General features: G+C 44.6%; 28 protein-coding genes. 20 read left to right on the top strand and 8 right to left on the bottom strand.

Annotated features, from left to right (window positions below):
- Positions 1-20: 20 nt before the first annotated feature.
- Entirely contained in the window at positions 21-677 is a 657-nt protein-coding gene (locus D0A34_07255) for a hypothetical protein (protein ID UNU22210.1), read from the bottom strand.
- A gap of 178 nt (positions 678-855) precedes the next feature.
- On the opposite strand from D0A34_07255, the gene D0A34_07250 reads away from it, so the two are divergent.
- The 8 genes from D0A34_07250 (at position 856) to D0A34_07215 (ending at position 6,306) form a co-directional block, all read left to right on the top strand.
- Positions 856-1,935 carry a dipeptide epimerase gene (locus D0A34_07250; GenBank protein ID UNU18698.1) on the top strand — a complete coding sequence of 360 codons (1,080 nt, stop codon included), beginning with the start codon at positions 856-858 and terminating at the stop codon, positions 1,933-1,935.
- Positions 1,936-2,093: 158 nt separating this feature from the next.
- A complete protein-coding gene (locus D0A34_07245; GenBank protein UNU22209.1) occupies positions 2,094-3,143 on the top strand; it encodes a DUF1611 domain-containing protein in 1,050 nt (349 codons plus the stop codon).
- Positions 3,144-3,186: 43 nt separating this feature from the next.
- Positions 3,187-3,816 carry a restriction endonuclease subunit R gene (locus D0A34_07240; protein UNU18697.1) on the top strand — a complete coding sequence of 210 codons (630 nt, stop codon included), beginning with the start codon at positions 3,187-3,189 and terminating at the stop codon, positions 3,814-3,816.
- Positions 3,816-4,286 (top strand): GNAT family N-acetyltransferase, encoded by a 471-nt coding sequence (locus D0A34_07235; GenBank protein ID UNU18696.1) that lies wholly within the window; start codon positions 3,816-3,818, stop codon positions 4,284-4,286. Before D0A34_07240 ends, D0A34_07235 begins: the two co-directional genes overlap by 1 nt.
- A 467-nt stretch (positions 4,287-4,753) precedes the next feature.
- Entirely contained in the window at positions 4,754-4,957 is a 204-nt protein-coding gene (locus D0A34_07230; protein ID UNU18695.1) for a hypothetical protein, read from the top strand.
- Positions 4,958-5,217: 260 nt separating this feature from the next.
- Positions 5,218-5,505 carry a hypothetical protein gene (locus D0A34_07225; protein UNU18694.1) on the top strand — a complete coding sequence of 96 codons (288 nt, stop codon included), beginning with the start codon at positions 5,218-5,220 and terminating at the stop codon, positions 5,503-5,505.
- A 112-nt stretch (positions 5,506-5,617) separates the two neighbouring features.
- Positions 5,618-5,905 (top strand): hypothetical protein, encoded by a 288-nt coding sequence (locus tag D0A34_07220; protein UNU18693.1) that lies wholly within the window; start codon positions 5,618-5,620, stop codon positions 5,903-5,905.
- Between the two features lie 113 nt (positions 5,906-6,018).
- Positions 6,019-6,306: a hypothetical protein gene (locus tag D0A34_07215; protein UNU22208.1), complete on the top strand. Its 288-nt coding sequence runs from the start codon at positions 6,019-6,021 to the stop codon at positions 6,304-6,306.
- A 271-nt stretch (positions 6,307-6,577) separates the two neighbouring features.
- Here D0A34_07215 and D0A34_07210 read toward each other — a convergent pair whose 3' ends face one another.
- Positions 6,578-6,781: a response regulator gene (locus tag D0A34_07210; GenBank protein UNU18692.1), complete on the bottom strand. Its 204-nt coding sequence runs from the start codon at positions 6,779-6,781 to the stop codon at positions 6,578-6,580.
- A gap of 361 nt (positions 6,782-7,142) precedes the next feature.
- Here D0A34_07210 and D0A34_07205 point away from each other — a divergent pair, with 361 nt between their 5' ends.
- The 3 genes from D0A34_07205 to D0A34_07195 all read left to right on the top strand — a co-directional run bounded on the left by D0A34_07205 (position 7,143) and on the right by D0A34_07195 (position 10,509).
- Positions 7,143-8,396: a hypothetical protein gene (locus tag D0A34_07205; protein ID UNU22207.1), complete on the top strand. Its 1,254-nt coding sequence runs from the start codon at positions 7,143-7,145 to the stop codon at positions 8,394-8,396.
- Positions 8,397-8,704: 308 nt separating this feature from the next.
- Positions 8,705-9,583: a glycine--tRNA ligase subunit alpha gene (gene glyQ / locus D0A34_07200; protein ID UNU18691.1), complete on the top strand. Its 879-nt coding sequence runs from the start codon at positions 8,705-8,707 to the stop codon at positions 9,581-9,583.
- A gap of 158 nt (positions 9,584-9,741) precedes the next feature.
- Positions 9,742-10,509: an ATP-binding cassette domain-containing protein gene (locus D0A34_07195; protein ID UNU18690.1), complete on the top strand. Its 768-nt coding sequence runs from the start codon at positions 9,742-9,744 to the stop codon at positions 10,507-10,509.
- Positions 10,510-10,924: 415 nt separating this feature from the next.
- On the opposite strand, the gene D0A34_07190 is transcribed toward D0A34_07195, so the two are convergent.
- Both D0A34_07190 and D0A34_07185 read right to left on the bottom strand, forming a co-directional pair.
- Complete coding sequence (locus tag D0A34_07190) at positions 10,925-12,196, bottom strand: MFS transporter (protein ID UNU18689.1); 1,272 nt, start codon at positions 12,194-12,196, stop codon at positions 10,925-10,927.
- 289 nt (positions 12,197-12,485) lie between these two features.
- Positions 12,486-12,998 carry a DUF2808 domain-containing protein gene (locus D0A34_07185; protein ID UNU18688.1) on the bottom strand — a complete coding sequence of 171 codons (513 nt, stop codon included), beginning with the start codon at positions 12,996-12,998 and terminating at the stop codon, positions 12,486-12,488.
- Between the two features lie 444 nt (positions 12,999-13,442).
- Here D0A34_07185 and D0A34_07180 point away from each other — a divergent pair, with 444 nt between their 5' ends.
- The 3 genes from D0A34_07180 to D0A34_07170 all read left to right on the top strand — a co-directional run bounded on the left by D0A34_07180 (position 13,443) and on the right by D0A34_07170 (position 16,548).
- Positions 13,443-14,591: a Re/Si-specific NAD(P)(+) transhydrogenase subunit alpha gene (locus D0A34_07180; GenBank protein UNU18687.1), complete on the top strand. Its 1,149-nt coding sequence runs from the start codon at positions 13,443-13,445 to the stop codon at positions 14,589-14,591.
- A 257-nt stretch (positions 14,592-14,848) separates the two neighbouring features.
- Complete coding sequence (locus D0A34_07175) at positions 14,849-15,142, top strand: NAD(P) transhydrogenase subunit alpha (GenBank protein ID UNU18686.1); 294 nt, start codon at positions 14,849-14,851, stop codon at positions 15,140-15,142.
- Positions 15,139-16,548: an NAD(P)(+) transhydrogenase (Re/Si-specific) subunit beta gene (locus tag D0A34_07170; protein ID UNU18685.1), complete on the top strand. Its 1,410-nt coding sequence runs from the start codon at positions 15,139-15,141 to the stop codon at positions 16,546-16,548. Before D0A34_07175 ends, D0A34_07170 begins: the two co-directional genes overlap by 4 nt.
- A 203-nt stretch (positions 16,549-16,751) precedes the next feature.
- Here D0A34_07170 and D0A34_07165 read toward each other — a convergent pair whose 3' ends face one another.
- The 4 genes from D0A34_07165 to D0A34_07150 all read right to left on the bottom strand — a co-directional run bounded on the left by D0A34_07165 (position 16,752) and on the right by D0A34_07150 (position 18,604).
- Positions 16,752-17,114: a hypothetical protein gene (locus tag D0A34_07165; protein ID UNU18684.1), complete on the bottom strand. Its 363-nt coding sequence runs from the start codon at positions 17,112-17,114 to the stop codon at positions 16,752-16,754.
- Positions 17,114-17,455: a DUF433 domain-containing protein gene (locus tag D0A34_07160; protein ID UNU18683.1), complete on the bottom strand. Its 342-nt coding sequence runs from the start codon at positions 17,453-17,455 to the stop codon at positions 17,114-17,116. The genes D0A34_07165 and D0A34_07160 overlap by 1 nt, the downstream gene beginning before the upstream one ends.
- 73 nt (positions 17,456-17,528) lie before the next feature.
- Positions 17,529-17,735, bottom strand: coding sequence for a type II toxin-antitoxin system HicB family antitoxin (locus tag D0A34_07155; GenBank protein ID UNU18682.1), 207 nt, complete (start codon positions 17,733-17,735; stop codon positions 17,529-17,531).
- Between the two features lie 134 nt (positions 17,736-17,869).
- Entirely contained in the window at positions 17,870-18,604 is a 735-nt protein-coding gene (locus tag D0A34_07150) for a hypothetical protein (protein UNU22206.1), read from the bottom strand.
- A gap of 415 nt (positions 18,605-19,019) precedes the next feature.
- Between D0A34_07150 and D0A34_07145 the strand changes: the two genes are divergently transcribed.
- The 6 genes from D0A34_07145 to D0A34_07120 all read left to right on the top strand — a co-directional run bounded on the left by D0A34_07145 (position 19,020) and on the right by D0A34_07120 (position 24,661).
- Complete coding sequence (locus D0A34_07145) at positions 19,020-19,346, top strand: DUF433 domain-containing protein (protein ID UNU18681.1); 327 nt, start codon at positions 19,020-19,022, stop codon at positions 19,344-19,346.
- Between the two features lie 3 nt (positions 19,347-19,349).
- A complete protein-coding gene (locus D0A34_07140) occupies positions 19,350-19,691 on the top strand; it encodes a hypothetical protein (protein ID UNU18680.1) in 342 nt (113 codons plus the stop codon).
- 102 nt (positions 19,692-19,793) lie between these two features.
- On the top strand, positions 19,794-22,496 hold the full coding sequence (locus D0A34_07135) for a protein-arginine deiminase (protein ID UNU18679.1): 2,703 nt from the start codon (positions 19,794-19,796) through the stop codon (positions 22,494-22,496).
- A 252-nt stretch (positions 22,497-22,748) separates the two neighbouring features.
- Complete coding sequence (locus tag D0A34_07130) at positions 22,749-23,030, top strand: hypothetical protein (GenBank protein UNU18678.1); 282 nt, start codon at positions 22,749-22,751, stop codon at positions 23,028-23,030.
- Positions 23,027-23,467, top strand: a complete 441-nt coding sequence (locus D0A34_07125; GenBank protein ID UNU18677.1) for a PIN domain-containing protein — start codon at positions 23,027-23,029, stop codon at positions 23,465-23,467. The genes D0A34_07130 and D0A34_07125 overlap by 4 nt, the downstream gene beginning before the upstream one ends.
- A 270-nt stretch (positions 23,468-23,737) precedes the next feature.
- Entirely contained in the window at positions 23,738-24,661 is a 924-nt protein-coding gene (locus D0A34_07120) for a hypothetical protein (protein ID UNU18676.1), read from the top strand.
- Positions 24,662-24,699 lie beyond the last annotated feature (38 nt).

Here is a 24,699-nt window from a genome sequence, read left to right as displayed (position 1 = left end):
ATCGTGGCAGAGCGTCAGTTTTACCTCTCTGGATTATCCACTATCTTTAACCGCAAATCAATATTTTCAAGATAGGAACCGATGTAAGACAGCAGGGCGTAGATGAATACGATCACCCCTACCATTTCCATAATTTCCTCAACGGAAGTCATCAAACCGTACATCAAGTTTCGCTGACCTACCGCATCTGCATAATAGCCACTAACCATTTCCATGCCAAGTGCTCCACCGACATATATACTGCCTGCCAGTAAAAAACAATCCCTTGTTTCCCGGGGTAGGTGCAGGAGAAATTTGAGATAAGCCAGCGCAGTAACCACAACAAAAATCGCCCCCGGAATTACCCAAATGAAGTAAAAAAATCCTCCTAAATGCAGTGCTTTTCGCAAATCGTTAATAATTAATATTTCGTGCAGACTCAATATTTTATCTAAACAAAAAAATACAAACATGAACCCCAGCGCTTTCCAGTGCCCAAAATAGCGATCGCCCTGCTTCTTCTTAGCAGTAGCAATAATACCTAGCAAAATCGCGCAAAACAGCAAAGTAAATGACGAGTACCACGAAGGATAATTTATTTCTCTATCTAAGTTAAACAAACTAATCCAGCGTTGTTGATAGTTAAAACCGTAGCGCAGAACTTGTACGATGCAACCAGCAACAGCAAAGAAGAGCACCCAAATGCTGAGAGAGAAAGCAACTCTCTTCGGCGAAACAGAAATAATGAATTTCATCAAGTTTTTGATAAACTAGAACAAGCAAAATCAAACTATAAAGTAAAAAGTTACAAATCGCAAGAGTGGCGCAATCCGCCACCTCGGGTTTTTCTCTACAAAAAATCACCAATCACTGACAATGCACGTTCAAATTGAAACCTTCACTGTCCGCAAGCGGTTTGCCCTTACCATCAGCCGCGGTACAACAGCCCAAAGTACCAATTTATGGGTAAAATTAGCACACGAAGGAATCGAAGGCTGGGGAGAAGCATCGCCCTTTTCCACAGGTTCTCGGCCCCAAACTACCGAAATTCTGCTAGCCACATTGCAGGAAGTTGCACCGCTGCTAGAAAAGTTTACTCCGTTCGATCGCCAAAAAATCGAACAAGTATTAACAGAGGTCAACTTACCCTCAGCCGCCCGCGCCGGCATAGACATGGCAATGCACGACTGGCTGGGCAAAAAAGCAGGCTTGCCGCTGTGGAAAATGTGGGGATTAGATCGATCGCGCATCGTCCCCACCTCCGTCACAATCGGCATTAATTCGCCCTCTGGTGCAAGAGAAAGAGTGCGCGATTGGTTTGGTAAAGATGCCACAGATCCAGGAAGCATCAAATACCGCGCCGTTAAGGTCAAATTAGGAAATCCCCAAGGAATCGAAGCCGACAAAGCTATGTTAATAGCAGTGCTTGACGAAGCACCCGCTAACCTTAAAATCAGTGTAGATGCTAACGGCGGTTGGAGTTTAAAAGATGCTGCCGAGATGTGTCACTGGCTAGAAAAATACAAGATAAATTATGTCGAACAGCCGCTTTCACCCGTCGCCGATATGGATGAATTCTCAGAACTGTACCGTCAATCGCCCCTGCCAATTTTTGCTGATGAAAGTTGCTTTAATAGTTCGGATATACCCAAGTTAGCGCACTGCGTCCACGGCATCAACATCAAAATGATGAAGTCAGGCGGATTGACAGAAGCTATGCGGATGATTCACACAGCAAAAGCCTGCAATTTGCAAGTAATGTTCGGCTGCTATTCAGATAGCGCGATCGCAAATACAGCAGCAGCACAACTTTCACCGCTAGCTGACTATTTGGATTTGGACAGTCACTTAAATTTATTAGACGATCCTTTCACCGGTGCGATCGTCGAAAATGGGTGTTTGCTGCCAAACGGGCGATCGGGATTGGGAGTGCGGCGAGTTGAGATTGTAGAATAGAAGTAAGTAGGTAGGCGCCCATAAACTTTACCATGTAACAGAATATCAAGCTATCATAAACTTTGCGATTGCTTTCCTTCGGCTCGCGAAAGCTAAAGTTTCACTCACTGCGTCCAGGGCTGATGTATTTTCAAGCTTCATCTACTTACAGTGAACCAATGACTAAAAACTATCCCATCAAAAATGGCAAAGTTGCTATCTTGCTGCACGAGGGAATTCTCGGCCCTTCCGGCAAAACAGGCTTAGCATTTTTGCGCTACAGCGAAGCACAAATTGTAGCAGTAATAGACCGCCAATGTGCCGGACAATCTTTGGCTGAATTAACTGACATTCCTCAACAAGTACCGATAGTTGCTTCCGTTGCAGAAGCACTGCAATTTGCGCCGGATATTCTGTTAATTGGTATCGCTCCTTCCGGCGGTGTTTTGCCTGCGGAATGGCTGCCAGAAATTAATCAAGCGGTAGGAGCCGGTTTGTCAGTTGTCAACGGTTTGCACGCGAAACTTGCACCTTTGATAACAGTTCCGTTAAGCGAAAATCAATGGATTTGGGACGTGCGTCAGGAACCGAAATCTGTCGGTGCGATCGCCTCTGCTGCTGCTGCTAAATTAAGTTGTCGCCGCGTGTTAACCGTCGGCACAGATATGAGCATTGGCAAAATGTCAACCAGTTTAGAACTCAACCGCATTTGCTTGCAGCGGGGTTTGCGTTCCAAATTTTTGGCAACCGGACAAACGGGTTTAATGATCGGAAATGAAGGCATTCCTTTGGATGCAGTGCGAGTTGATTTTGCCGCGGGTGCTGTCGAACAAATGGTGATTAAATTGGGTTCGGAATGCGATATTCTGCACGTAGAAGGGCAAGGTTCGCTATTGCATCCGGGTTCGACGGCGACTCTGCCGCTGTTGCGGGGTTCGCAGCCAACTCACTTAATTTTAGCCCACAGAGCCGGACAAACTAGCATTCGCAATCACCCGCACGTATCGATTCCCAATTTATCGAAAGTGGTCGAACTGTACGAAATGGTTGCCGCTGCGGCGGGTGCTTTTTCAGGGGGAAAAGTGAGCGCGATCGCCCTCAACACTCATCACTTAAATGAAGCAGAAGCGCTGTTAGCAATAACTGAAGTTCAAGCAGAAACGGGGTTGCCTTGTACCGATCCGGTGCGGTTTGGCGCGGAGGTTTTGTGGGAGGCGATCGACAGTTGATATGCTACAATAAATTACAAGTAGCAAATCGCTACAGAAAACTATGACACAATCACTTCAAGCAAAAACACTGACACTGCGTGAGGTCAAAACAAAATTTAACTTGCAACTTGCAGAAGACGAGCAATTTTTCCCGGAGTGGATTGATGATTTACCAGAAATTAGTGATGAAGAAAAGCGATATCTAGACAAAATAAAAGCTGGCTACACTAACAGTGCTGAGTACCCCATGATAGAAGATACCGTAAAAATGGTGGTACTGGCTCCCTTGCTATTTTTAGCAGATTTTTATCTGACTCCCTTTCACATAGAGTCAGAAAAATCGGTGGAACTGGTTACAGTGGATGAAGATATACTTGTCAGAGGAAGCATTGATATTCTGGTTTTAATGGAATCTTTTTGGGTTGTGGCAATCGAAGCCAAGCGAACTCAATACTCCCTTGAGGCAGGACTTCCCCAGCTACTCTTTTATATGCTGAGTAACCCCAATCGAGACAGACCCACTTTTGGGCTTCTGACAAATGGCAGCAACTTCAGATTCCTTAAGTTGATTAAACAAGACACTCCGCAGTACGCTTTATCTTATGAGTTCGTAATCGATCGCGCCCAGGACTTTTACGAGGTATTCCGCATTTTTAAACGAATTGCTGCTGTAGTTACCAACTATAACTAATGACTGAAACTTCTTTTTCCTTACCGTCTGAATGCGCCATCCGCCCAGCCTCAGCTCAAGATATCAAATCAATTAGAAAGTTAGTTTGGAGCGCAAGACTCGATCCAACTCAGTTGCGCTGGCAGCAATTCTGGGTCATCGAATGCGGTGGGGAATTGGCAGCTTGCGGACAGTTGCGGAACTTTGCGGGCGCGCAAGAATTGGGCAGTTTGGTGGTGGCGAAAGATTGGCGCGATCGAGGTTTGGGAAGCTACCTCACAAAATATTTAATTCAACAAGCTACAGAACCGCTATATTTAGAATGTTTGGGAAAGCGGCTCGCATCATTTTATACTCGCTTTGGCTTCGTAGAAGTTTCCGTACAAGAATTGCCGCAGTCGCTTAAATTCAAGTTCGGTTTGTCTCAATTAGCTAAAACTTTATTCAGAATTCCTGTAACAATTATGCAGTATCCAGCAGGTTGTCTATAATTATGACTTTTATGAATTTAAGATTCTGAATTTATGAATGGATTTTAAGTTCAACCTGTTCAATAATTGGATAACAGGGTGCGATCGAGCTGCATCGATCCAAAACTCCTACAGCCTCCTGATATCTGCGTCAATCTCGATCGCCTATTTTCTATGCCTAAATAGGTAGGTACAAATCAACATCGCATGGGGAGGGCGGGTGAGTGCCCTAGTAAAGTGCCTCATATCATAGATCCGCTTACGGGCCCCTAATGGCGCACAGGGTGTCAGAAAACGAGTTTTTAGGGGTTTGGTGCGTAAGTCACGGACTAGATATGTATGGATATTCCGGATTGGGCGATCGAGAGTGCGTAAGTTCAGAATTCACCGTTCGCGGTAGTCCAATTTGCTAAATTGGCACAGCTACCAGCCAGATGTATCCGCTGAAACCATTGAAAAATCGTTAGTTGCTGCTTCATAACTGTCCTGTGCCAGTACCAGACTCGGAAAGTGGACTGGCGATCGCACCAAAGATCTTCGACTCCTGGCAAATTAGTAAGTGTAAAGCAAGTGAGTCACAACCCAATCAAAAACTTAAACCAAAAAAATCAACCCAAAAATTAAAGATATTCACAGCAGCAGTAATGCGGAATCAGACAATATCTAATGTAGCTAACAACATCGACGCCTGAGGTAAATCCCACCAACGGCTCAACCATAAAATCCTTAATTCAATACCTCGGAATTACTGGATTTATACTCCCCCAACCGCTTCTCAAATCCCCTCAACATTTCAACAATTCTTGGCTTTTTATCCTGATAAAACCACGGAAGGCAAGAACAATGAAATATCAAGGCAATCAATCAATCTCAACCGAGGAAATGCAGCCTCTCAAATAGCATAAACGACAATTACACATCCATATATTTGAAAACAACAGGAGTAAATATCATGTTCAACGTAGTAAAAGCTTTCGGCTCGATTTTCTCTACCCAAGGATACAGCGGCGCTAACAATATGCTCATCAAAAATTACGTCAACACCAATTTCCACTATTTCAACGAAGAAGCAGTCGTTGATGAATCGATTTACCCGAATCAAACAGGTCGCGTCCGCTTCCAAGCTAGCTGGTGGCCCGCACGGTGCGATGGCCAAATCACCCTCACACCGGGAGACACGGTTTATGTCATCGGCGTTGACAACATCACTCTGTTAGTTTCCCTCGCTCCCGCAGACTAAATCAGAGCATTAACCACCTGGTAATCAATTTCAACCAGGAAATGCTACTTTTCAAAGAGCATAAATAGGCGATAAAACTTCGATATATATTAACACAAAAGGAGTCAACAAAATGTTTAACGTAGTAAAAGCTTTCGGTTCTATTTTTTCTACTCACACCTACAGCACAGAAAAGAATCTCTTAATGGATAACTACATCAACACCAATTTCCACTACTTTAACGAAGAAGCAGTCGTTGATGAATCGATTTACCCGAATCAAACAGGTCGCGTCCGCTTCCAAGCTAGCTGGTGGCCCGCACGGTGCGATGGTCAAATCACCCTCACACCGGGAGACACGGTTTATGTCATCGGCGTTGACAACATCACTCTGTTAGTTTCCCTCGCTCCCGCAGACTAAATCAGAGCATTAACAACCTGGTAATCAATTTCAACCAGGAAATGCTACTTTTCCAAGCTAACAAAATAAGCGATAAAACTTCGGTATATATTAACACAAAAGGAGTCAACAAAATGTTTAACGTAGTAAAAGCTTTCGGTTCTATTTTTTCTACTCACACCTACAGCACAGAAAAGAATCTCTTAATGGATAACTACATCAACACCAATTTTAACTACTTCAACGAAGAAGCAGTCGTTGATGAATCGATTTACCCGAATCAAACAGGTCGCGTCCGCTTCCAAGGTAGCTGGTGGCCCGCACGGTGCGATGGCCAAATCACCCTCACACCGGGAGACACCGTTTATGTCATCGGCGTTGACAACATCACTCTGTTAGTTTCCCTGGCTCCCGCAAACTAAACTAGAAAGTAATCTCAACTTTTTCACTGTCAGAACCCCGACTTATTCAAGAAGTCGGGGTTCTGACTATTCTGTTTTTTAGTGGCAATTTGGCGATCGCTTCCACTCCACACCTGACGCAAGACAGCAATATCTGCCTCAGTTTATTTACCAGTAGAAATATGGCAGATCGCGCTACAATAAAATGGCATTTTTGAGAGCTTGTTTGTTGAGGCGATCGCGGAGTTGAGATTCGCTACTTTCTCCGCTGACTGCTGCTTTTTCTGATGCCTTAGCGATCGGCGGTAGTGGTTCGAGCAGTATAATCTACCCTATAAACTAAGCTGGGAGTATCGCAATCTGTCATCAGCACAATAGGCATAAAAGATAACTTCTGATTCTGACGCACTTGTGCCGTCACCTCATATCCATCTATATCTGGCATGATTGCATCCAGCAGCACTAAATCGAAGCGCTTTTTCTTAATTTGTGCTATATTGCATTTGAATTGTTAGGCTGTGTGGTATTGAAGCAGACAACCTGCTGAATCAACCTCATAATTTAAACAGGATTATTTACTCTCTAGAGGCCCCAGTATGGAACTTAAGAAGCCGTTTACTTTTTCAGGGTTATTTAAGAAGTTTCACGAAGAAGATACTCAGCCGATAGAAATTAAGGACGCTAATATATATTGCTATGTAGACGGCAATATTTCCCTAGAAATTAACTCGCAAGTAAATCAACATATTAATCACAAAAGATTTCATGAATCTGCTCCCATTTATCAGTCGAAAGGTGTGACTATAGAGCAACCAGATATTCTGCAATTCTGGGAACTCGATGGACTTGAAAGAGAGATGGTTCAACAAGCATATGAGGGTGATTACGAGATTGAAGGCAAAACTGTTGAGGGATGGAAAATAAAGGCGATTATTGCTGATGCCAACTTTCAAGTCACGCTTGGGGTTGACAACTCGGAAAATATGGAGCAAGAGGGTAAATCTCTAGTTAGACTTAGGGACTTGGACATTGATTACAATTTAGATTCCTTAGAAGAGGGAGGAACCCAAGAAATTGCGTATGGTCTTGCAAATATAGAAGTAATAGACAATTTCTCAGCTCAAATTGGAAACCTTGAAGCTGAAATGTGTATTAAGTCAGTTTCAACTATAGAAAGCAGAAATAAAAGTGGTATCTTAAGCGCAGAGATGACACTCAAAAATATTCGTGAAAATGAACAAGATTCCTATGAGACTTATTCTGCTTGGCTCATATCTCTTCTTTCACTTGCATCGGGGCATTGCGTCGCTCAAATCTATAGAATAGAGGCTGTGAGGTATGAGCATTTTCAGATAAAAAGTGAATACTGGTCAGGGAGAAAACTACGTAGTGAACCCAGGGGAATAGCTGTTATACAATCACCTCATTTAGAGCTATTCATGCAGCAGTGTGCTAAAAATTTGACATGGGAAACCTTCAGCGATAAAGGTGTAGGTTTAGCCTTAAGCTGGTACATTGATACATTTGTTAGCCCTATGGCTGAAGTTAATTTCTTACTTTTATGTACGGTTTTAGAATCCTTAAACAAAAAACATTCGAGCCATGCTAGTAAGAGCCTTCTTCCTACGAATATTTACCGACAAATCAGAGACAAGATTTTAAATGTTGTATCGGACTTCCCGCAAGGTATTAATAACCCAGATGATCTTAAAAAATATAATATTTTTGCGCTTAAAGTTGAAAAGTCTTTTGCTAGTGGTTCATACAATCAGATAGGAAATTTACGAAATAGCCTCAAGGAAATGTTTAAGACTTATAGTGTGCCATATGAAGACTTATTTCCAGAATTAGAGTTCATAACAATAAGAGACAAGATTGTTCATGAAGGATTTGGTGAAGTGGATGTAGCTCTTGAACTTCGCAAGTTGTCAAACCTAGTTGTGCGGGTATTTCTTGCAATTCTGGGGTATCAGGGTAATTATATGGAGTCTATAAAAATTGAGATAGATGATCCATTGGGACGAAGTAAACACGGATTGATTTGCAGGTCTTTTCCTTTTATTGCCTCTGAGGATAACACAGAGTCGAACTCGATCGATACTTGCTGCTAGAACCTTGGGTGCGCTTAGCCAAAGCTCATGCTTACAAACACTTACAGACAGCAGCATGAGTTATGTATCGACCACTTTGCGTCAGTTAGTGACTCAACGCGCCCGATCGCAATGCGAGTATCGATCTAGAAAACATTGCTATTATCGATCGCAATAACTCGATCGATACAATATACCTGAAAAAAGAACTTAAATATCCAGCGATACGTTCAGCATCTCTTATCTAATTTCGGCAGGGTTTATTTCAATAAACCGTGCCTTGAGTATGCTTAAATAAGTTGAGACACATACTAGCCATATTTAAACCAGTGAACTTTCAATCAGTCATTGCCACCTTAAACAAATTCTGGAGCGATCGAGGCTGCCTGATCGCCCAATCCTACGACACAGAAAAAGGTGCAGGAACCATGAATCCCCACACCTTTCTCAGAGCAATTGGCCCCGAACCTTGGTCAGTCGCCTACATCGAACCCTGTCGCCGCCCCACCGACGGACGCTACGGCGAAAATCCCAACCGCTTCCAACATTACTATCAATATCAAGTTTTAATTAAACCCTCTCCTCCCAACATCCAAGACATCTATTTAGACTCCCTCAGAGCATTAGGAATTAGCCCAGAAGACCACGACATTCGCTTCGTAGAAGACAACTGGGAATCGCCCACCCTCGGAGCTTGGGGCGTCGGCTGGGAAGTCTGGCTCGATGGCATGGAAATCACCCAATTTACCTACTTTCAACAGTGCGGTAGCATTGACTGTCGCCCCGTCTCCATTGAAATTACCTACGGACTAGAACGCCTAGCAATGTATCTCCAAGAAGTCGATGCTATGACCAAAATTCAGTGGAAAGATGGCATAACTTACGGCGACGTTCACCTGCAAGGAGAAATAGAACAGTGTACTTATAACTTTGAAGCTTCCAATCCAGAATTGCTGTTTACTCTATTTGGATTGTACGAGCAAGAAGCCGAACAATTGACACAAAAAGGATTGGTTTTGCCGAGTCTTGATTATGTGTTAAAATGTTCTCACACTTTCAATTTACTCGATGCTAGAGGTGTGATTTCGGTAACTGAAAGAACTCGGTATATCACCAAAATTCGCAATTTGGCGCGGCGAGTTGCTCAGCTTTATTTGGAACAGCGCGAAAAGCTGGGTTTTCCTTTAGAAAAAGCTGTAAAAGTTTGAGTTTTAGTTGGATTGTGGGGCGGGCATCTTGCCTGCCTTAATAACGGGCAAGATGCCCGTTCCACAAAGAGTGAGTTGGATTGGGGAGGGGGCATCTTGCCTGCCTCAAGAACGGGCAAGATGCCCGTTCCACGAAAGCCATATTTTTAATTAATTAAATGCCTAATTATTCCGAAAATAATACAGAAACAAATCCTCAACTGCGAATTGATAATGTTAGTTTGAAAACACCGATCGCCTCAAGTCATTTGTTGGAAAATATATCATTTCAGGTACACAAGGGATCTCGCGTGGCAATTGTTGGCCCTTCAGGTGCGGGGAAAACAACGCTGTTGCGGTTGCTAAATCGCCTCAGCACTCCCACCAGCGGCTCGATTTATCTGGAAAATACAGAATATCGCCAAATACCTGCGATCGAACTCCGCAAACAAATCACCCTCATCCTGCAAGAATCCAAACTTTTGGGAATGTCGGTGCGAGAAGCATTGGCTTATCCTTTGAAGCTGCGGGGGGTGGCTGCATCAAACATTGCTGAGAGAATTAGCGGGGCGATCGAACAACTGCACATACCCCAAGAATGGCTCGATCGCAGCGAATTGCAGCTTTCCACAGGCCAAAAACAGCTCGTGGCGATCGCCCGCGGCATCATCCTACAACCAAAAATCTTGCTTTTAGACGAGCCAACATCCGCCCTAGACGCAGGAAAAGCCGCTCACCTTTTGCAAGTATTGACACAGCTAACAAACGGCAAAACTACAATTGTAATGGTAAACCATCAATTAGAATTAGCCGAGCAATTTAGCACGCGAATTCTGCATTTACAGCGCGGAAAGCTCATCGAAGACTTGCCCTCTCATCAAATAAATTGGGTGCAACTGCGGCAAAATTTAATCCAAGCAGAAGCAGAAGCCCAACAAGAATGGTGAACAAGCTAAAAAATATTTTCTGCGACTAGATACGCGGTGGAAATCCCAGAACCTTTTTCTCAAGTTGCGCTTAAGGCTGCTTGAATATCTCTGAGAGATGCGTTGGTGATGGGGATGTCCAAAACTGCCATGAAAGTGCCGAGAATTGTTCCCATGACGACGCTTCAGGTTTTTAAGAGAAGGCCCTCTGCTGTGGAATTCCACTTGTATTTGCGATTAGTTTAACCTCTGCTTGCGTAATTAATTTGGATGTTTTAACCGCAGAGGGCGCAGAAGGCGCAGAAGGCGCAGAGAAAGAGAAGATAAGAGGGAAAGAGGGAAGTTTACAAATTGCTGAGGATTGCTAGAGATACAGTCAGATATTAGCTTTGGGAATGTTGTTTAATGTTAGCATTTGTGCTTTTCCGCTAAATCGCTACTGCGGAATTAAACCCATTTTTTGATAAAGTGGCCGGACTAAGTTTTTTAAAGCTGGTAACTGTTTGGTAAAAACTATGGAGCCTAAAACACAAATTATACCTCCAATAATGACTGTATTGGGAGAGCCGATATAATTTGCCAATCCGCCGGCAACTAAATTCCCAAACGGTGTCACTCCAAAAAATGCCATCGTGTATATGCTCATCACTCTTCCGCGTTTGTCGTCTTCCACAATTGTTTGCAAAAATGTGTTTCCTCCTGCAAATTGCAAAATGAAACCAAACCCCACAAACAACATCATGATTAATGACAGCCACAAGACGCGGGACAAACCAAAACCTATGAGTCCACATCCCATAATTGCCGGTGAAATCGCAATCCATTTCCCAAGGCCAACTACACTTTTGCGCGAAATCAAATAAATCGCCCCCCCAAAGGCTCCGACTCCCGAAGCCGCCATCAAAAAGCCTAGGGCTTCTGGGCCGCCTTGCAGAACTTTGGTTGCAAAAATTGGGACTAAAACTGTGTGGGACATTCCCGCAAAACTTACTAATGCTAATAGCAGTAAAATTGCTCGAATCGGGGGAAACCCGAAGGCATAAACGAATCCTTCTTTTAATCTTTGTAAGGGTTTGGTATTAGTTGCGGCAATTTTACGGGCTTTGATCTGCATCGCTAATAAGCCTGCAATTACAGCAATGTAGCTGAGTCCGTCAATGAGAAAGCAATAACTTGGGCCGACTGTAGCTATTAGCAAACCTGCAATTGCTGGGCCGATTAATCTGGCGCCGTTGAACATGGAAGCGTTGAGGGCGATCGCATTTGCTAAATCTTCTTTCTTTTCTACAAGTTCCGGTACAAAAGCTTGCCGTGCCGGCGCGTCAAAGGCGTTAATTGCGCCTTGGAAGAAACTCAGTACCAGGATCTGCCAAATGTTAACGACTCCTGTTAGCGCTAAAAATGCTAGCGCTAAGGATTGAACCATCGCTAATATTTGAGTGGCAATTATCACTCGGTGCCGGTTCCAGTGATCGATTAAAACTCCTGCAAAAGGCAGTAAAATTAATGTGGGAATTTGACTTGTAAATCCCACCACGCCGAGCATCCAAGGTGAATCGCTCAAATTGTATACAAGCCAAATAGTAGCGACTTGCGTCATCCAACTGCCAATCAGTGAGAGGCCTTGTCCTGCAAAAAACAGGCGATAATTTCTCGATCGCAGCGCTGGAGGAAGTTGTATTGTTTTGATTTTTGCTAGTAGATTCATGCGAGAGTACGGCTAGAGCAATCCTATTTGATTTGTAAACATTTTTTAGGGGTAGCACCCCTGGGCTTACCCCTAATTAGCGAAGGGCAACCATCGGGGGACTGCCCCTAGACTCATTATTACGAATCATTGAGAATTGCGATATGAGCCGAAGGTTCTATTTTAAAACTCCCGAAAACCCGGATTTGAGTAGTGTTAAATTTTTACCCGCAGCAAAACGATCGCCACAGTTAAATTTTTCTGTCGCGATCGCTTGACTAACGAGAAATTCCTTCCCCGAACTCTTCCCTCAAGTAATACTCAACAGCCAAGTACCGAGGTAACGCAGCAAGGGAACGTCACCGGGGGTGCGGATGCGGACGTTGAAATGGTACATTCCGCCGGGAGATGGGTTTCTGACGTTGGAGAGTACAACCTCAACATTGTTGCCGGCGGCAATTGGTTCTGTGGGATAAATTTCTATGAAACGATTTTCTTTGTCCCAGATTACTTCTTGCAATTGGATTGTTTTGTCTTTGACGCGCACTGTAATGTCTTTTTGGTCAAATTCGCCTTTGTAGTAGTCTGGATAGGATATGTTCAGTTGAGCGATCGCCAAACTTACTTTTTTGGAAGGAATTCGCAGCCGATATCTATCGCCACTCATCCCGGCTGTACCGTAATCCAAGCGATAGCTTAATTGGTTGGCGCGCTCGGGGCCGCCGAAAATCGTGAATCCTGGCATGGACTGGGCTAAACTGATGGCGGGTAATCCAGCCACCAAGCAACCTGTAACCGCTACTGCTGAAAATAATCGTCGCATAACAACTCCTCTACTTAAACTCTTGGTGAACCTTAAATATTGCTCGCCCGAAATTTGCGATCGTGCCTACAATATATCGAATGTCTCAGCAATTTGATGAGGGCGAGCGACTGCCGGCTGAGGTCACTTTTTTTTGCGTAATTTTTGCGTAATACTGATAACTGACATTCAAACTACAGAAGTAGGCGACATAAAATTATATCATAATCGGTGGCCAACTTAACAATTTAGCGAATTTGAATGTATAAGATAAGTTAAAGATACGGGTCGAATTTGGGCTATCGGCTTTAGTATCAACGAGAGAAGTTTAGGGGAACGGCTGCTTCAATGTAAAGCAAGGCATCGGGCGATTAAAAATCGCACTTCAAGAAACCTGCGGAGGCAGGTTTTGTCTGTGTAGGCGCGGTTTCAACCGTCCTAGGAAGGCTTAAATAAGGAGAGTGTATGAAATTAGCGATCGCAAAAGAAATAGCAGTAGGGGAACGCCGGGTGGCTTTAGTACCCGACGCTGTAGCCCGATTAGTCAAACAGGGCGTCGAAGTTTGGGTTGAGGCCGGTGCCGGCGCACAATCCTTTTTCTCGGATATTGCTTACGAAGAAGCGGGAGCTCAGGTTGTCGCCGATACCGCTAGGCTGTGGGGCGAAGCCGATGTCGTCGTGAAAATCGGCGCCCTGCAAGAATCAGAAGTCCATCAACTCCGGGAAGGAGGCGTTTTCATCGGATTTTTGAATCCTCTGGGAGATCCAGCTTTAGTGCAGCGTTTAGCCGATCGCCAAGTAACGGCATTCAGCATGGAAATGATCCCGCGCACCAGTCGCGCTCAAAGCATGGATGCACTGTCATCTCAGGGTAACGTCGCCGGTTACAAAGCGGTACTGATCGCAGCCGCAGCTTTGCCAAAGTATTTTCCGATGCTGACAACGGCGGCGGGTACAATTCGCCCCGCGAAAGTATTGGTAATGGGTGTGGGGGTTGCTGGCTTACAGGCGATCGCCACTGCGCGCCGTTTGGGTGCTGTAGTCGAAGCTTTCGATATCCGCCCGGAAACAAAAGAACAAGTGCAAAGTTTGGGCGCTAAATTCCTTGATGTCGAACTCAAGGAAGAAACCGTCGCCGCCGGAGGTTATGCTAAAGAGCTTTCAGAAGCGGCCAAAGAATACACCCGCCAAGTGCTCACCCAACACGTCAGCGCTTCCGATGCAGTGATTACAACCGCTCAAGTTCCCGGCAGAAAAGCACCTATTTTAGTTACTAGAGAAATGGTTTCTCAAATGAAGCCCGGCTCGGTAATTGTTGACCTCGCGGGCGAACAAGGTGGCAATTGCGAATGCACGGAAGCGGGGAAAGATGTTGAATGGAACGGCGTTAATGTCATCGGCCCGATTAATGTGCCCTCGTCGATGCCGGTACACGCTAGCGAAACTTACTCGAAGAATATCTCCTCTTTACTTCAGTTGATGGTGAAAGATAAGGAACTCAATTTGAATTTTGAAGACGATATCATTGCTGGTGCTTGCGTCGCCCGCGACGGTGAGATTAGCAACCAGCGAGTTCGCGATGCTTTGGCAGCTCAGGCTTCAGCCGTCAGTTAGATTCTCTCATTACAAGGCTGTCCCGCAGGGGTTGAAACCCCTGCCTCAAAGCTTAAGTCCTCTTGCATAGGACTGAAGAACTCATTAGATATCTCCAGAAAAGCCTTTTTTGAACAGGCTTTCCGGCCTGTTCTACAAGAATTATTGGAGATGTCTATTAGTCCTCTTAAGAGGACTTTGGCTATTAGCCAGGGAATGAATTCCCTGGCGGGCGCAACCGGGAACGAGTTATTTCCAATTACCAATTACCAATTGTTATGGCAGAAGGATTGATTGCAGGTTTAGTGGTGTTTACTCTGGCGTCGTTTGTGGGATTTGAAGTAATTAATAAAGTCCCACCGACGCTGCACACACCTTTGATGTCGGGATCGAATGCGATTTCAGGAATTGCGGTTTTAGGCGCAATTCTGATTTCTGGCCAAGGCAATGTGACTGTTACTTCGATTTTGGGGACGATCGCGATCGCCCTGGCCACAATTAACGTTGTCGGCGGTTTCTTAGTAACCGATCGAATGCTGCAAATGTTCAAGAAAAAAGAGGTTAAAGCGTGAGCGATTTTCTGCCCAGTGCCATTCAGCTAAGTTATTTAGTTGCCGCATCTTTGTTTATTGTCGGTTTGAAACAGTTGGGTTCCCCTGCAACCGCGCGTCAAGGAAATGTGTTAGCTGCGATCGGGATGTTAATTGCGATCGTCGGTACGTTGCTGGAAAAGCAAGTAGTCAGCTACGAATTGATTGCTGTCGGAATTATCGTCGGTTCCATTTTGGGAACGATTATGGCGAATACCGTGGCGATGACGGATATGCCGCAGATGGTGGGTTTGCTTAACGGTTTCGGGGGCGCGGCTTCTGCACTCGTTGCTGTGGGCGAATTCTGGCGCTATCTCAGCATCCCGGAATCGCCTGCGCCTGATGCGACAATCACGATCCTTTTGGGTGTGTTGATTGGCGGAATTACTTTCACTGGTAGCCTTGTGGCGTTTGCGAAGCTGCAAGAATTGCTACCTGGTGCGCCCATGACGTTTCCGCTGCAACAGCCGTTTAATGCCATGCTGGCGATCGCACTTTTAGCCGGCAGCGGTTATATGCTGACGAATCCCGAAAATGTGCCGGTATTCCTGGCTTTGGTGGCGATTTCCAATATTCTGGGAATCATGTTTGTGCTCCCGATTGGCGGTGGCGATATGCCCGTGGTGGTGTCGCTGCTTAACTCTTATTCGGGGATTGCGGCGAGTGTGGCTGGGTTCATTTTGATGAACAATATGCTGATTATCGCTGGTGCATTGGTGGGCGCGTCGGGGATTATTTTGACGCAAATCATGTGCAAGGGGATGAATCGATCGCTTTCTAGTGTGCTGTTTAGCGCGTTTGGTAGCGGTGGCGGTAGTGCTGCGGCTGCTGCTGGGGCTGCTGGTGCTACTGACAAAACTGTTCGCAGCATCAATCTCGAAGAAAGTGCGATGATGTTGGGTTATGCGCGATCGGTTGTAATTATTCCCGGCTACGGGATGGCTGTAGCGCAAGCACAGCACGCCGTGCGCGAGTTAGCCGACGGTTTGGAAAAAATGGGTGTTGACGTGAAATACGCGATTCACCCGGTGGCTGGGCGGATGCCTGGGCACATGAATGTGCTGTTGGCGGAAGCAAACGTGCCTTATCCGCAGTTGTACGATATGGACGACATCAATCCGCAGTTTGAAGAAACGGATGTGGCTTTGGTGATTGGTGCGAATGATGTGGTGAATCCGGCGGCGCGCCACGATACGGCGAGCCCGATTTATGGGATGCCGATTTTGGAGGTTGATAAGGCCAAACATACGATCGTGATTAAGCGCGGGATGAATGCTGGTTTTTCCGGTGTAGATAATGAGTTGTTCTACAAGGATAAGACGATGATGTTGTTTGGTAGCGCTAAGGATGTGGTTGCCAAATTGGTTTCTGAGGTGAAGCAGTTGTAGGATTTTGCAACCGCAGATTAAGGCGGATTAACGCGGATGATAAAACCCGGTTTATCTAATAAACCGGGTTTTTGTTTTGGGTTTGTATAGATGCTCATACTTCTCTTTCTTTCAGTCTCTTAGAGAAGGACTTCGTGTGACAAGCAGCGATTTTAATCGCCGAATATTATAAAAAGATACTGATATATTGTCCGCCTTGCGAATTATATCAGTGGGATAAATTCAATCCTATCTTGATATTCATTTTCAAACGATGCTCCCGCAATTTCAATTAACTCGTCAATCACTTGGCCCATATCTGCATTCAAGCGGATTGTGAGAATTCCTAAAACGTGGCGACCTTGGGCTGTATGATCTGACAAATGAACGGGCATTGAACGTCGGTTATTAGTAACGAGGATAAAGTTATTCTCCTCGCACCAACACAAGATTTCTGGATCTTTCGTTCCTTTAGGCGGAACACCTTCATCGCCAACCATCAAAACGACGATATCGGATTGATGATACAAAAGCTGCACCCGATATTCAGGGTCTATGTTTTCGTCTAACAGGTATTTAACAGTCACTAATGAACTCTATCCAGTTGTGTAAATGTGTTTTTTTTTTCCTTAATTTGACGCATTTTTAAGACGAAAGGAGAGGGGTTGCGATCGTATTCAGCTTCAGCTTTGAGGCAATATTCCAACCAACCTCCTACATATTTACCTACAGTTTCTTGATTTTCCAGATAGTAGAGAATCGTAGCATAAACTTGAGCCATAGTTAGTGTCCGAAATTTTTGAGCTATGGCTTCTGGAGTTTTGCCGCAGTGGATGTATTCGTAGAGAACGTGTTCGATACCTACGCGAGTTCCTTTGATGCGGATATCTTCTGGTGTTAAAAATTCAAAGTAATCTTCTAATTGCATGGTGTATCATTTTCCCTGTGAGTTTTGAGCGTATCCTGAGTTTAGCACATCACCTACTTCAGTCTGAGTGGGGTTAGTTAAAAGGGCGAGCGCTATGCAGCCGATTCTTTACTTCAGAAGGCTCTGCTGTCTCAAAAAATAGTTTCAACGCTTCGATCAGATTTTGTCGCGCTTCTTCTCTATTGTCACCTTGGCTGGCAATATTAAGTTCGGGACAAAGGGATATATATCCGTCGCCTTCTCGTTCAATAATTGCTGTCAACTGTTGTGTGGAATTCATAATTTGAAGTGGCGGACTGCCCAGCTCAGAAAATTATAGTTTTACTTGAGATTAGATCACATCTTTCATTCTTTATGGTTTCGTGGATTTTGACTTTCTCACACTTCTCAATCAAAATTTGAAGGCTTTCTAGATTAAATTTTACACCTTTCTGCACGAGAGAATAAAAAATTTAGTTTCATCATCTCGATCTGCCTCTCACCGCACGTCCTCGCTTCCCCTTCCGTCTTCGCCACACAATACGGCGCACCATACCCTGCCGGCAGGTGGCCTGAAGTTGCATTGGTGTTGAAAGTTAGTTGAGAGTATGCCAACCATTTTCCTTTCTCTCCTTTCTGTTTCCAGCCGATCGCTTCATAATAAGCTAACAAGACTTGTCCATTAAATTCTTTAGTACCACCCAGATTTTGATAGATGCGCTTCTGCACGGAAAAGCCAAACCGTCCATTACTGTATTTTACCCAAAGTCGATCCATCGCCCGCAAATCTGGACAGGAAAAATTCTCGATATCTTTTATCTGTATTAGCTCACCCCTAATCGAGTGACTTTGTTGTTGTTTCCCCGCTACCTCTAACATTTTGTTATAAGTTTCCTCATCTGCTTCTTTCCACTTCCCCGCCGCTAATAACTGTTCCAGTTTAGTATAGTTTGCTTTAGCAATTGGTTGATTTACTAAATTCGACGGATTTGCCAGATAAGTTTTAATAGAAATACCCCAAGGAAAAGTATTAATTTGTATGTCTCCAGCCACTTTTGTCGCTGCTTGTTGCAGCGCCGCTTGAATTTCTTGAGATGACTTTTGCTGTCGGCAGCTTGTTAAAGAGAGTCCGATGAGGGTAAAAATTAGCCAGCAAGAGGGGGATTTCATAGATTGGGCTGATTCTTTTAGGGAATAAGGGAGTAAATGAATAATTTCAACAACACTGATGTGTTGTTTTTCAGGTAGGAGATTAACATGAAAGTTAACCATTTTTTTGCGCTCGTAGTTACCCGTTTATCACTTTTGAAGTGCTATCCCCATTTGAGTGCAGCAGATTTAGCGAATGCTTGGGCTTATGCTGAGGCACACCCAGAGGAAATTGAAGCAGCGATTAAAAAAATTGAGCAAGGCTAAAACATGGCGCGAATTTGCCATAACAGGACTTACGCACTCCGACAAAGAAACCGGGTTTTTTACCGAATCTCCGGGCAGCAACGAAGTATTTTCTTAAAAAAAACCGGTTTCTGGGCCCCCATGCGTAAGTCCTATATAATGTAGATAATATATTCCTACGATCGCACTTATGACTATACAAGAATTAGAAACTCAAGTCTTAACCTTAAATGCGGTTGATAAAGCTAAACTAATCAGCATCCTAACTCAAAATTTAACGAACGGTTCTTTAGGCATTAAAAAGACTCCCGGTGTCTGTGGAGGGGATGCCTGTGTCGGCAATACTCGCATACAAGTTTGGGTACTGGTGGGTTATCGCCGTCTCGGATGCAGCGATGCGGAACTTTTTAAGTGCTATCCCCTTTTGACGGCGGCTGATTTAGTCAATGCTTGGGCTTATGCTGATGCTTACCCAGAAGAAATTGAACAAGCAATCAAAGAAAATGAGGAAGCCTAAAACATGGCGCGACTTTATGCAGACGAACAGTATCCGTTGCCAGTAGTTGAGTTTCTTCGACCTTTAGGTCACGATGTATTAACAGTTCAAGAAGCCGGAAACGCAGGATTAGGGATTCCTGATGAGGATGTATTGGCTTTTGCAGTGAGTAATGAGCGAGCAGTTTTGACTCTCAATCGAGGGGATTTCATTCGACTGCATCGCTCACAACCCAACCATGCTGGTATTATCATTTGTACTCAAGATAGCAACTGGGAAAGACAGGCCACCCGAATTAATGATGCTATTTCTACGCTCGATACTTTGAACGGTAAATTGATTCGAGTTAACCGTCCTTCGACATGAAAAAAAGCCGAGCGCCCAAACCCATCCTACAAACCTTATAAATAAATCCCCCATTGCTCCCCAGATTAGGTAAAATAATTGGCGTGTCTGAGGATAAACTATATGCGCTTGGTTAAATATATTGCGATCACGATCGTCAATGCTTTCGGTGTCGTCATCGGTATTATTTGGGTTGCAGTCCCCACAACAGTGGCTCAACCTTCCCTAAACTACCAACTCGCAATCTCTGGGCGACAGCCAGAGGCCGAAACTCCGCAATCCCTTTCCGAACTCTACAAATTGCGCGATCGGCTGAAAGTACAATTAGATAACCTTGCCAAAACTCCCGACAGCGCCCCGTTTCCGGCAGAACTTTGGAAATCAGCAATCCACCGTCAGCAATCTCAAACTCTGACGCAGCAACTCCAAAACGTTCAAAGTCAGATTCAAATAGAAGAAAGAGCCAAATATAATTGGGACGATGCTGCTAAATTAGCCGCCCAAGCAGTCTTAATTGGACGCACTTCTAATCCTTCTTCTGCTACTTGGGAACAGTCCCAGCGGCTGTGGCAGTTGGCTATCAATACACTGCGACTCATTCCTCACGATTCTTTTTTTGCCGATGGGGCGATCGACAAAACCATCGAATACCAAGGAAACCTCAGTGTCGCTACCTATGAAATGCAAGTTGCACGTTCTATTGAGAAAGTGAGAGCCGAGGAAGAAGAGATAAGAGAGCGAGCCCGCAAAGAGCAAGAGAAAAAAGAATTTGCTCGTCGAGAAATAGAGAGAAAAGAACAAGAGAAAAAAGACCGGGCTAGAAAAGAACTAGAAAGACAAGAATTCCCAAGGCAAGAATTAGCCAGAAAAGAGCAAGAAAGGCAAGAATTAGCCAGAAAAGAAGTAGAAAGGCAAGAATTCCAAAGGCAAGAATTAGCCAGAAAAGAAGTAGAAAGGCAAGAATTAGCCAGAAAAGAACTTGAAAGACAAGAACTTGAAAGGCAAGAATTAGCCAGAAAAGAACTTGAAAGACAAGAACTTGAAAGGCAAGAATTAGCCAGAAAAGAACTTGAAAGACAAGAACTTAAAAGGCGAGAAGTAGCCAGAAAAGAACTTGAAAGACAAGAACTTGAAAGGCAAGAATTAGCCAGAAAAGAACTTGAAAGACAAGAGTTAGAGAGAAATCAGCAAGCAACTTCTCAACCAACTCCTGAATCAACTGCAACACCAACTTCCGCCCCAGTTACGCCGGCTGCGTCGCCGCCGAACTTTTTCTTTGCGGGAGATACCAACAGAGATGGCCAAATTAACGAGCAAGACGAAGCCGGAAAAGAACAATGGTCTTTGTCCAAGGGCGCGCTAATTTTATTTAACGATCGCAATAACGATCGCGGCAAGATACCGACTTGGAAACAGACCAAAGTTAGCGCTCCCCGCCGTGCAGCAATGCTTTCTCAAGTTAACTTAACACTGTCGGAAAACTTCAAAACCTCTCAGTTATTTATCACTGCTGACAGCATTGCTAGCCCTCACATCAGCGTTTTTCAGAAGACGGGCGACGGCTGGCAACCTGTAGATATATCCGGTGCTAAACCTCTAGTTTTCAGCACAAATATTGTTTTAGGTGTGGAAGCCAAACAATTTGCCGATCGCAATTGGAACGGGACTGTTAATCTCAAAGCAACTGCCCAAAACAACGGTCAAGAAATCGCCTCCACAACAATCCAAATGGGCGTTAGTCCTTGGATGATACCGCCAAATACAGCACCAGTAACCGAAGTTCAGGTCAGCGACAGAGGCTCGGTAAACAGCGAATTTATCTCGCAACTAAAACAAGCAGTAGAACCCACGGGCGCTAAAGTAAAAATTCTCCAGGGCGATCACACTTGGATGCAAGATACCCAGAAAAACGGCTACGTTCAATTGCCCGAAAAATCGGATATACGCCTGTTTAATGTAGCCCTAAAAAGCAATAGCGGCCCAGAGAAAAACCCGCCTGTTAAATCAACTCAAAACCGGGATTTGAAAGTATTTAAAGTTGGCAATCCTCGTTCTTTAGACCCTGTAAGTCAGTGGTCTGAGGGATACGGAAATTTGCAGGTGACACCGCCGATTCCCGGACACCCAATGGGTCGAGTTTATTACGGGAATTCGGGAAATGCTAGTTTTAATCCAGAGGTACTTGATTTTATTCAAGCTCAGAGAATTCAAGGGCCGCCAGTGGATATTGATACTTCTTGGCTTTTGACTCGCCAAGTCGATGAAATTATCAATTTTATTCCCACTCAAACTCCCGGACAATATGTAATGGCGATCGCCAGTCCCGCAGCCGGAGTTAAGCTGTTGGAAGAATTGGAGGGAAGAGGTTACGGCGATGTGACGCTTAATCGTGGTTTGAGCACTCAAACAACTGTCAGCGCCGCTTTGCAAAACCGTGCTTTAATTCAACACAATCTCTATTTGCAAAATCAGAAACTTAATCCGATTATAGAGAAGTTGAAAAGAGAGTTTTTACTCAAAGACGACCAAATTATTCAAGTTCCGGTGATGTTTGGCTACAGCGGTTATGCTTGGTCGCCAAATATGGTCAATTCGGTGCCAGTTAACGGCAAATTGTTAGTTTCCAATCCGCGCGGACCAATGATTGACGGTGTAGATTACACTCAGGAAAGATTGCGCCAACTGCTGCTTCCTGCTGGCGTCAGCGTTAGTTTTCTGGATGACAGGTATTATCAAGAATTGAAAGGAAACGTGCAGTCGGCGACGAATACTGTGAGGAAGCCTGAAGAGCGACCTTTTTGGCAGTCTTTGCCTAATAATTACTAATGGGTAATTGGTAATGAGGAATCGGGAATGGGGAATCGGGAATGGGGAATTTGTAGGTGCGGATTCTACCAACAATACGCGCCTGTAACTAACAATCTCATAAACCCGCCCCCAACCAAAGGTAAATCGCAAGATACCTCTTTAAAAATACAATGGGTGGGTTTTACCAACAATCTATATTTAAAAGTAACTATCTCTTAAACCCGCCTGCCTATGCTAATATTTAGGAAAACTATGCTAGGAGTTTAACAGATGGCTACCCTGCAAATAGAAAATATACCAGAGGAATTGTACGCGAGACTGCAAGAGTTAGCCGCGGCTCAAAACCGCTCGATTAGCGCGTTTGCGATCGCCATTTTAGAAGCCGAGTTATCAACAGAGACAAAACCCCTCTCAGGAAAACGTAAAAAGTCTGTAACAGAACTATTGGCAGAAATCAGCCGCCGTCGCGAGTCTCGTCCGGCGAATATGGGGATGATACTAGATAGTACCGCTTTAATTAGAGAGGATCGCGACAGAGGACCAATCCTGTGAGGTGCGTAGTCGATGCTAGCGTGGGGATTAAGCAATTTATCCCCGATCCGCTCTCATCTAAAGTCGTTCAATTGTTTACCCATCTTGAAATTCCAGAGACTGAAATATTTGTACCCGATCTGTTTTATATTGAGTGTGCAAATATTATCTGGAAGTATGTCCGTGCTGGACTTTACGCTGCTGCCGATGTTCCAACAGATTTAGCTAATCTTAGAGCTTTATCCTTGCGTGCAGTATCTACTGCTGAATTGATTTTAGATGCAACAAACATCGCCTTAAATTATGGAATTTCTGCTTATGATGGCAGTTACGTTGCTCTTTCACAGCAAGTTGACTCGCCTTTGCTAACTCTTGACCAAAAGCTAGTCAGAGCTTTAGCAGGCACATCTTATAAGGTTCTATCGTTTAACGATTTCGAGGTATCAACACCCCATTAGCCTTAGCTTTATAGGAAATTAATTCACTTGTTTATTCTTATTAGTAAAAAGATGGAGCGCTATAATATTGAGCGCTATAATATAGACTAATATCATGGCAGGTTTGTATGCAGATGAACAATCTTCATTCTAACTTTGGCCTAACGCTTGATAATTAATCCGTGTATCCGTGTCGTGCCTTCTTTATTCTCCTAGATAATTTCAGTGCAGGCGATCGCACCAGTAACGTAAAATGTCTAAAAGCGGTCTTTGTAAAATAAATTTAGCCCCATGAGCGACGAACAGGAAAAAAAACAAATTTTGACTCAGCAACCGGAAACAATTTCCACTGCCAGTGATGAGTTCGATCGCAGTGAAATTGCCCGTGGCGATGCAGCTTCAGCATCAGTAGAAACTCCCGCAGAAATTGTCGCGCCCGAAAATATTTCAACCCCCAGCCACGAAGCCAAAACAATTCCCATTGCCGCCGATAGCGCGCCGGCAACAACTCAACTTGCAAGTTATCCGCCTCCAACAATTCCAACTGCCAACCCCGAACCAAAACCAGCTCGATCCTGGCAAATCTTAGCAGTTTTTCTCAGCGGAATGTTAGTCGGTTCTGTCCTTAGTGTCGGCAGTTTGCTAGCGTGGAGAATGTATCAGGAAAGAGCGAACCTTCAAATCAAACTACCCGCTGACGTACCCCTTCCCGAAAGCCCTCCCCCTGTCGTAACAGCGCCCGCCAACCGTCGGCCCGGACTTCCCCCAGCACCTGGAACTCGACTGCCCGCCACAATCTATCCGTCGCCCCGTCCCACTCAAATACCCTCTGTGTCGGGCGTTTCCCAACTTGCTTCGCCGTCACCGTCGCCGTTGCCGTTGCCTTCTCCTTCTGCTTCTCCCGCTGTGGTTGAAACCCCTGTAACCGAGCGAGTTTACTTTCAAGCTGGTGCTACGGGAACTACTCTGAGCAATAGTTTGCGAGCCAACATATCCAGGCGCTACTTACTGGAGTGCAATAGCGGCCAAAGCATGACAATAAGTGTTCAAGAAGGTCAAGTTAGCGCAGCAATTATTGCTCCTAACGGTGAAAACTTAGGTACTGCTGACAGTACAGGTCAGTGGCAAGGGCAACTAGCCAGTAGCGGCGATTATACTATTGAAATTTCAGGCGATCGCCAAGCAAACTACCAAGTTAAAATTGAAGTTAAATAGCAACTATAATTGTATCAGGGGGTAGTTACACAATACAT

The organism is Microcoleus vaginatus PCC 9802 (assembly GCA_022701275.1).
Taxonomy (GTDB): Bacteria; Cyanobacteriota; Cyanobacteriia; order Cyanobacteriales; family Microcoleaceae; genus Microcoleus; species Microcoleus vaginatus_A.
This window is presented reverse-complemented; position numbering and strand designations above follow the sequence as displayed.